1 protein-coding gene is annotated in these 1,353 nt (G+C 68.6%); it reads right to left on the bottom strand.

Features of this window, described 5'->3' with window-relative positions; genetic code table 11:
- Positions 1-1,047: IS110 family transposase (locus ACIQVL_RS51560; protein ID WP_403479319.1), on the bottom strand; the 1,047-nt coding region annotated here is incomplete at its 3' end.
- Positions 1,048-1,353: the final 306 nt, after the last annotated feature.

Below are 1,353 nucleotides of genomic sequence, written 5' to 3'. Positions count from 1 at the left end.
TGGTCCGCGGCGGGCGGTCAGCCGCTTGTAACGGGCCTGCAGGTAGGTGTCCTTGGTTCTGGCCGCCCCGAATGCCGCGATTCCGAGTGCCCCCTTGAGGTAGGGGTTGCCGGGGCGGACCTTGGTGTTCTTGGTGCGGCCGGCTGATTCGTGGTGGCCGGGACAGACTCCGGCCCATGAGGCGAGGTGTTTGGCGGAGGCGAACCGGTTCATGTCCCCGCCGGTCTCCGCGATGATCACCTCGGCGACGGCCCGGTTGATCCCGGGGATCGTGTCGAGCAGGTCGAGGGCGCCACGAAAGGGGGCCATCGCCTCCTCGATCCGGGCGTCCAGTTGCCCGATGGCGTCGGTGAGCTGGTCGTAGTGGTTCAGGTGCAGCCGGGTCAGGAAGGCGTGGTGGGCACGGAACCGGCCGGTCAGCGCCTCGGTGAGCTCGGGGATCTTGTTGCGGAGCTTGCGCTTGGCCATCTCCGCGAGGACCTGGGGATCGCGTTCACCCGCGATGAGGGCCTCCAGCATGGCCCGTCCGGAGACGCCCATGATGTCGGAGGCGACCGCGGCCAGTTTGATCCCGGTGTCCTCCAGCAGCTTCTCCAGCCGCTGGACGATCTGGCCGCGTTCGCGGGTCATCTGGGTGCGGGCCCGGGTCAGGTCCCGCAGCTCGCGCACCGGTGCGGGCGGCACGAACGAGGGCCGGACCAGGCCGTGCGCGCCGAGCTGGGCCAGCCAGGCGGCGTCGGAGACGTCCGTCTTGCGGCCGGGCAGGTTCTTGACCTGCCGGGCGTTGACCAGGATCACGTTCAGGTCGTCGGCCAGCAGGTAGTAGAACGGTTTCCAGTAGTCCGAGGTCGCCTCGATCACGACGAGGGTGACCTCGGCAGCGAGCAGGTGATCCCGCAGCGCGAGCACGGCGTTCGTGGTCGAGCCCCAGGTCGTGGTCTCGTTGGTGAACGAGCCCCGCCGTTTCGTACTCGGGCTGCGGACACACGCCTTGGCGTCCTTCTTGCTGATGTCCACACCGGCGCAGCGTTCGTGCAGTACGTCCACGGCCCCGCTCCCTCCCTCACCGAACGGCCAAGCGGTACGCCGTTCCGGGAGGGCCAGGGTGGAACAGGAATTCTGACGCGCGTGCTCACAGCAACACTCCACGGTTCCCGTGGACGGCCCTCAGCGCCACGCTGACCTGCGAGCTCACCGGCATCACAGAGCAACCGGCTTCGGCCGGAACGAACCCCACCAGCGTCCCGGACCAGAATCAGCACACGGCAGGGCAGACAAGAAGCACCTCGGCGCACGCCACGACATTTACCACGCCCCCGGCGCGCACCGAAGGTGCGCTGGGTCGCTGACCTG

The sequence above is a fragment of the Streptomyces sp. NPDC090499 genome, from assembly GCF_044769305.1.
Classification (GTDB): domain Bacteria; phylum Actinomycetota; class Actinomycetes; order Streptomycetales; family Streptomycetaceae; genus Streptomyces.
This window is presented reverse-complemented; position numbering and strand designations above follow the sequence as displayed.